Raw genomic sequence first — 5,865 nt, 5'->3', positions numbered from 1 at the left:
TCGATCACGCCCCGAGCCTCTCCCCAACTACCCGAAAACAATGGCATATCAAAGGTCATCGAAGAACCAGAAACTTTGCGACACTGCCCTTGGCAATGCCATCGAGAGCCGTAACGCGCTGCCCATGATCCCCATGCGAAAGAACCGCAAGGTGCGCAAGGTCGTCGACATGACCATCTACACCTTGCGCAACATGGTCGAGCGTTGTTTCAACAAGCTCAAGAACAGTCGCCGCCTGGCAACACGCTACGACAAAACCGCAGACAGTTTCCTCGGCTTCATCGACATCGCCTGCATCAGGCTCTGGCTTCGCCATTTGTCAACATGACCTAGCCACGAAACACCAGCTTCATCCCAACCAGATCACGCAGTGGAAGCGGCAGGCCATCGAGAACCTGGCCAAGGCGTTCGACGACAAGGCTTCCGACGCACAGGTCGGCCTGGAGGCCGAGGTCACGAAGCTGCACGCCAAGATCGGCCAGCTCGTCGTCGAGCGCGATTTTTTGGCCAAAGCCTTCGATCGCTGAGCCTGGATCGGAGGAGAATGATGATTGATCCCGATCACGAACGGCTCTCGATCCGTCGCCAGTGCGAGCTGGTCTCGATCTCGCGAGCCTCGTTCTACCGCCAGCCCGCTGGCGAGAGCCCGGAGAATCTTGAGTTGATGCGTGTCATCGACGGGGCCTTCATGGAAACGCCCTGGTATGGCTCGCGTCAGATGGCGCGGCACCTGCGTCGCCAGGGCTGGTGCGTCGGCCGCAAGCGTGTCCGGCGGCTGATGCGCAAGATCGGCCTGTCGCCGATCTACCAGGCACCGAGGACCAGCGAGCCGCATCCGCAGCACCGCATCTATCCCTACCTGCTACGGAATCTGGCGATCGAGCGACCAGATCAGGTATGGTGTGCCGATGTGACCTACATCCCGATGCGGCGCGGCTTCCTCTACCTCGTCGCCATCATGGACTGGTTCAGCCGCAAGGTGCTTGCCTGGCGGCTGTCGAACACGATGGACGCCGACTTCTGCGTGGCCGCGCTCGAAGAGGCAATCGCCCACCACGGCAGGCCCGACATCTTCAACACGGATCAGGGAAGCCAGTTCACCAGCTTCGCCTTCACCACCACGCTGAAGGACGCCGGCATCCGCATCTCGATGGACGGGCGCGGCCGTTGGATGGACAACGTCTTCATCGAGCGGCTGTGGCGCAGCCTCAAATACGAGTGCGTCTTCCTCAACGTAAGCGTCCGGCCTGACCGCCCTGCCGCGTGGTGGGTCGTGTCGCGAATGCTGTGGAAATTCCCTGGCGGCGCGCTCCGAGCATTTGAAGGTTCGTTTTTTCAGGCTGCGAGGTCAAGGGGCATCGGTTCGATAGGCTGAGAGAGGGTCTCCCAGCCGTCGACCTTACGCATCTGGATTTGGCCGGAAGCGAGCAACGCCCAGAGCAGCATGGGCACGGTCTCGGCGCAGGGCAGCACGGTCTGGGTCTTGATGCGGCGGCGGAACTCCCCGTTCAGGCGCTCGATGGCGTTGGTGGTCCGGGTGGATTTCCATTGCGATGGGTCCAGACGGGTGAAGGTGAAGAGCCGCGCCCCAGCTTCTTCGAGACTGTCGGCCACCGCTCGGCACTTGAGCCTCCACTTTCGCAGGAACGCCTTGCGCTTCTTCTCGATCTCGGCCGCGGTGTCGGCGTAGATCATGTCGCGGTAGTCCTCTGTCAGCTCGTCGTGCATGTGCTTTGGGGCGTGCGCCAGCAGGTTGCGGTGTTTGTGCACCGTACAGCGCTGGATCGGAAGGTCGTCACCCCATAGCGCCACAAGCGCGGCCTCCAGACCCGGGGCGCCGTCAACGATCACGAATTCGGGTCGTTTCAGACCCCGGGCATCAAGATCATCGAGGAACTGTCGCCACGCGGCGGAGCTCTCCCCGCCCATATTTCTTATGGAAAGCAGCACCTTCTGCCCGTCGCGTCGCACGCCGATGGCGGCCAGAACCGAGATGTTCGTGGCCTTGCGGTCCAGCCGGGTCTTGATCACGGTGCCGTCCAGGATCAGACGGACTATGTCCTCTTCGGCGAGGCTGCGCGCGCACCAAGCGTCCCAGTCCACCTTGACCTTGCGCCAGGCGCGGCTGACCACGTCCTTGCTGGCCGCCCCGTCGAACAGCCCGAACAGCGCTCGCTTGACGCGCCGGGTGTTGGTGCCGGAGAGATAGACTGCGGCGATCAGGGCCTCGGCCTTCTTTGTCAGCCGCTGATAGCGGGGCAGCGCCTTCGAGCGCCATTCCGTCACCTTGCCTGCGTCGTCCTCGATCCGGGCGCGCGGCACCCGCACTGTTTCCGTCCCGAAGGTCCCGGTGAGTTGCCGTTCGCGGTGCCCGTGGCGATACCCCTTCGCGGCACCATCGCCTCGGCCATAGCGCAACCGGCCGAGAAAGCCGGCCAACTCCTCTTCGAAAACGGCTTCGATCGTCGCGCGGACGTTGGCCCGTAGCCGTTCCTCGATCGGATCGAACCCGGCCTCCCCAGCCAGTAGCGCAAAGCTCGCAGTGTCGGTAATCTGGTTCATGGCGTGATCTCCCTGGCGGTTGCAGCCGCCGGTTGGGTGGGTGTTGGTTCACCCGGAGATTACGCCGCCTTCAAATTTCCACCACCTTCGCGACACGACCCTGATGACAGCCAGCCTGCACTGAGTGCCAGAGACAATCCAAGGATCCAGGTCAACAACAATGCGGGCGTGGTGACCGTGCGTTCAAAACGCTGCAGCGCCACCAGCACCCCTGTTTGTGCCTCCGGTGGCGACTGCGAGATGGCATTGACGATTCGTTCTTGCGCAAGCAGGCCGCCTACCAGAAATACCACCGCCGTGACGTGCGCCGCCACCAAATAGGGGTAGATCGCTGCCACCATCATCAGGCCTGCTTGATCTCGGCGATTGTTCTCGCCCGTTCGCGCAGCCATCGGATATTGGCGTACCCCCCGAATGGCACAAACGCGACCAACAACAATCGAACCACTTCACGTTGATGCCAGCCGCCGCCAGCTACAGTTTGTATTGCTGTCCAGATGTATGCCAGAAATGCGATTCCGTGTATTGGCCCCAACAGCTTCGAGCCATACGGCCATCCCCAAAGATGCCGCAGTGGAACCGCAATGAATACCAAAAGGACCAGCGTTGTGGCTTCGATGATCGACAACGCCTCAAGGCGCTTCAGTTGCGTGCGCTCAAGATCCGCGATGAGTCCATGTTGATGATGCGGGTTCTTTTCGGCTTTTGTGCCTGTGGCCATATCTACTCTGTTCGAGGCATCGATTCATGAAATTCACACCGGGCATTTTTCGCCGGGGCGCAAGGTCAGGACCTGGGCGCCATTGCCCGTGACGGTGACGGTATGCTCGAACTGAGCCGACAATCGGCCATCGCAGGTGACCACCGTCCAGCCATCCTCCTCGGTCCGAACGGCACGCCGTCCTTGGTTCACCATCGGCTCGATGGTGAACACCATGCCTTCACGCAAGACCAGGCCCGTTCGCGGCTTGCCCCAATGCACTACCTGAGGGGGCTCATGCATGTCACGTCCAATGCCATGCCCGCAGTATTCCCTGACGATCGAATAGCCATTCCTGCGGGCATGCCGCTCGATGGCGTGGCCTACGTCGCCAAGGGTGGCGCCGGGTCGAACGGCACGAATGCCTTTCCACATGGCTTCATAAGCCACTTGAACGAGTCGCCGCGCCGGCAGTGACGCCTCGCCGACCAGATAGGTCTTGCTGGAATCGGCGATGTAGCCGTTCTTCTCCAGCGTGATGTCGAAATTGACGATATCCCCGTCCTGCAGAATGTCTTCAGCAGACGGAATGCCATGGCAGACCACATGGTTGCGGGAGGCGTTGAGCGCGTAGGCATACCCATATTGCCCCTTGCTGGCCGGGCGCGCGTCGAGCTCATGAACGATGAACGCATCGACCAGATCGTTGACCTGCATGGTGGACATGCCAATCAGGTTGAACCGATCAAGATAGCCGAACACCTGCGCCAACAGTCGGCCTGCCTCCGCCATCAGCGCGATTTCCTCTGGTCGCTTGGTCATGCCGACACTATCTCGGCAGGTTCAGCCACAACCCCAGCGGCCCGCAGCTCACGAGTGACGATGTCGTTGAAGCTCAGTGTCGGGTTCATTTCGCAAAGCATGCCGATCCTGATCCAGAAGGCCGCCTGCGCATTGATAGAGCGGCACGACACCGCGCTGGCTTTGCGCAGTTGGTCATGCAGATCGTCGTCGATATTTACGATGCCCATCTATCCTCGGCTATATGAATCGTATGCGAATCATATATGCTCTTTCTGGCTTTGGCGCAAGGGAGCTGCAGATCTGCCGCAAGCGAGTCAAAACAAAGTCGAGCGATGAGCAGCCAGACCCGCGAGTGCGCCGTCGCCGACAGCCAGCGCCACGCTTCCCGCCGCTCGCGCGGCATCTCCACATGCGAAGACGCCTGGCACGCTCGTCTCCTGTGCAGAGTTGACCTTGATGAACGCGCCAAGCGGACCTTCCTCAATCTCACAGCCCAGTTGTTGCGCCACAGGGCTGCTGAGGTGGGCTCGTGTCTGAGTGAACAGACCTTTCATCGACAGGATGCGTCCGTCCGCCAGCACGACGTCGGCTGCACCCTCGATGCGATCAATGGGCGTTGATTCGACGCACGTGCCCCTCCTGTCGAGTGCGGCCAGATCCTCCTGCGTCGGCGTATAGGCGCCGTTGAGGAACAGGGTTGGCTTGCCCCAGTCCGGCAGCATGAGGGCATGGTGCTGCGCCATCGGTGATGCGGCAACGATGCCGATGGGCCCGGCGTCCAACTCATAGCCATGGCAGTAGGGGCAATGAAATACGCTGCAGCCCCAGCGCTCGACCAGACCGGGCACTGGCGGCAGCTCGTCGCGCACGCCAACAGCCAGGATCAATCGACGGGCACTGACCACCTTGCTTGCGACACGGAACTCGAAACGGCCATCCGACCCGCGGCACGCGTCCTCGGCAAGGCCGTTCAGCCATTGCACGTTCGGGTAACGCAGCAACTGGCTCCGGCCTTCGGCAGCGATTGCGCCCGGGGACTGGCCGTCACGCGTGAGGAATCCGTGCGAATGCCCGCCCGCCTCGTCGACGAAGCGGTTGCGACGCTGTCCGGCATCGATCACCAGTACGTCGCGGCGGGCTCTGGCGAGCTGCAGCGCTGCGGACAGGCCCGCGAAGCTGCCACCGATGACCGCGAAATCAACCTTCATAGACGTGCTCTTCGAGCCGGTGCGGGGCATGTCGATGAACCCTCATGCGTCGACGGAAGTCGCTGGCGAGAGTGGCCAGCGTCACGTCACCCAGTCGCTCCAGCAGCAGACGCTCGGCGTCTCCCATTGCCACGCCCAATGCGTCGTTGACGGTCTGTGCGACGAGACATCGGGGCTGGTCTTCCCGGAAACCCAGCGAGATGAGAGGGGGGTCGCCGAGCGCCTCGTAAACACTGCGCAGCGTGACCGCGTCCAGCGCGCAGGCCAGCACCCAGCCACCGCCGTGGCCTTTGGATGATCTGACGAAGCCCTTATCCCTGAGCCCGGCCATCAAGCGGCGCAGCACGACGGGGTTCGTCTGCATGGCAGCGGCAAGCGCTTCCGAGGTCGCGGGTCGCTCGGATTGCGCCATATGCAGAAGGACGTGCAGGACGTCCGAGAGCTGGCTGTTTTTCTTCATGTAACATTATTAGTTGCATGAGCGGCTTTTTGTCAAGCAGCAGGCTTAGGTCATGTTGACAAATGGCGAAGCCAGAGCCTGATGCAGGCGATGTCGATGAAGCCGAGGAAACTGTCTGCGGTTTTGTCGTA

General features: G+C 61.6%; 8 protein-coding genes and 2 pseudogenes. 2 read left to right on the top strand and 8 right to left on the bottom strand.

All coding sequences use genetic code 11. The annotated features are described in order from the left end of the window. Together I9P22_RS22840 and I9P22_RS22835 are read left to right on the top strand one after the other, a co-directional pair. Positions 1-328: transposase (locus I9P22_RS22840; protein WP_233253548.1), on the top strand; the 328-nt coding region annotated here is incomplete at its 5' end. Between the two features lies 1 nt (position 329). Next, positions 330-1,234, top strand: a pseudogene (locus tag I9P22_RS22835) (IS3 family transposase); the annotation flags it as partial. Positions 1,235-1,335: 101 nt separating this feature from the next. Here I9P22_RS22835 and I9P22_RS22830 read toward each other — a convergent pair. From I9P22_RS22830 to I9P22_RS22795, 8 genes and pseudogenes are all read right to left on the bottom strand, one after another. Continuing rightward, complete coding sequence (locus I9P22_RS22830) at positions 1,336-2,562, bottom strand: IS256 family transposase (protein ID WP_199262402.1); 1,227 nt, start codon at positions 2,560-2,562, stop codon at positions 1,336-1,338. A 59-nt stretch (positions 2,563-2,621) separates the two neighbouring features. After that, on the bottom strand, positions 2,622-2,903 hold the full coding sequence (locus I9P22_RS22825; RefSeq protein ID WP_199262400.1) for a hypothetical protein: 282 nt from the start codon (positions 2,901-2,903) through the stop codon (positions 2,622-2,624). A gap of 2 nt (positions 2,904-2,905) precedes the next feature. Then, positions 2,906-3,283, bottom strand: coding sequence for a DUF3817 domain-containing protein (locus I9P22_RS22820; RefSeq protein WP_199262398.1), 378 nt, complete (start codon positions 3,281-3,283; stop codon positions 2,906-2,908). A 33-nt stretch (positions 3,284-3,316) separates the two neighbouring features. Next, positions 3,317-4,084: a type I methionyl aminopeptidase gene (map, locus tag I9P22_RS22815; RefSeq protein WP_199262396.1), complete on the bottom strand. Its 768-nt coding sequence runs from the start codon at positions 4,082-4,084 to the stop codon at positions 3,317-3,319. After that, positions 4,081-4,293, bottom strand: coding sequence for a ParD-like family protein (locus tag I9P22_RS22810; RefSeq protein ID WP_063186547.1), 213 nt, complete (start codon positions 4,291-4,293; stop codon positions 4,081-4,083). Before I9P22_RS22810 ends, map begins: the two co-directional genes overlap by 4 nt. A gap of 87 nt (positions 4,294-4,380) precedes the next feature. Then, positions 4,381-5,274 carry an NAD(P)/FAD-dependent oxidoreductase gene (locus I9P22_RS22805; RefSeq protein ID WP_199262394.1) on the bottom strand — a complete coding sequence of 298 codons (894 nt, stop codon included), beginning with the start codon at positions 5,272-5,274 and terminating at the stop codon, positions 4,381-4,383. Beyond that, a complete protein-coding gene (locus tag I9P22_RS22800; RefSeq protein ID WP_199262392.1) occupies positions 5,264-5,734 on the bottom strand; it encodes an Rrf2 family transcriptional regulator in 471 nt (156 codons plus the stop codon). The genes I9P22_RS22805 and I9P22_RS22800 overlap by 11 nt, the downstream gene beginning before the upstream one ends. Before the next feature lie 50 nt (positions 5,735-5,784). Next, positions 5,785-5,865, bottom strand: a pseudogene (locus tag I9P22_RS22795) (IS5/IS1182 family transposase); the annotation flags it as partial.

It is taken from the genome of Paracoccus binzhouensis (genome assembly GCF_016446475.1).
GTDB classification, from domain to species: Bacteria; Pseudomonadota; Alphaproteobacteria; order Rhodobacterales; family Rhodobacteraceae; genus Paracoccus; species Paracoccus binzhouensis.
The sequence above is the reverse complement of the archived record's forward strand: the minus strand, read 5'-3'. Positions and strand labels throughout refer to the sequence as shown.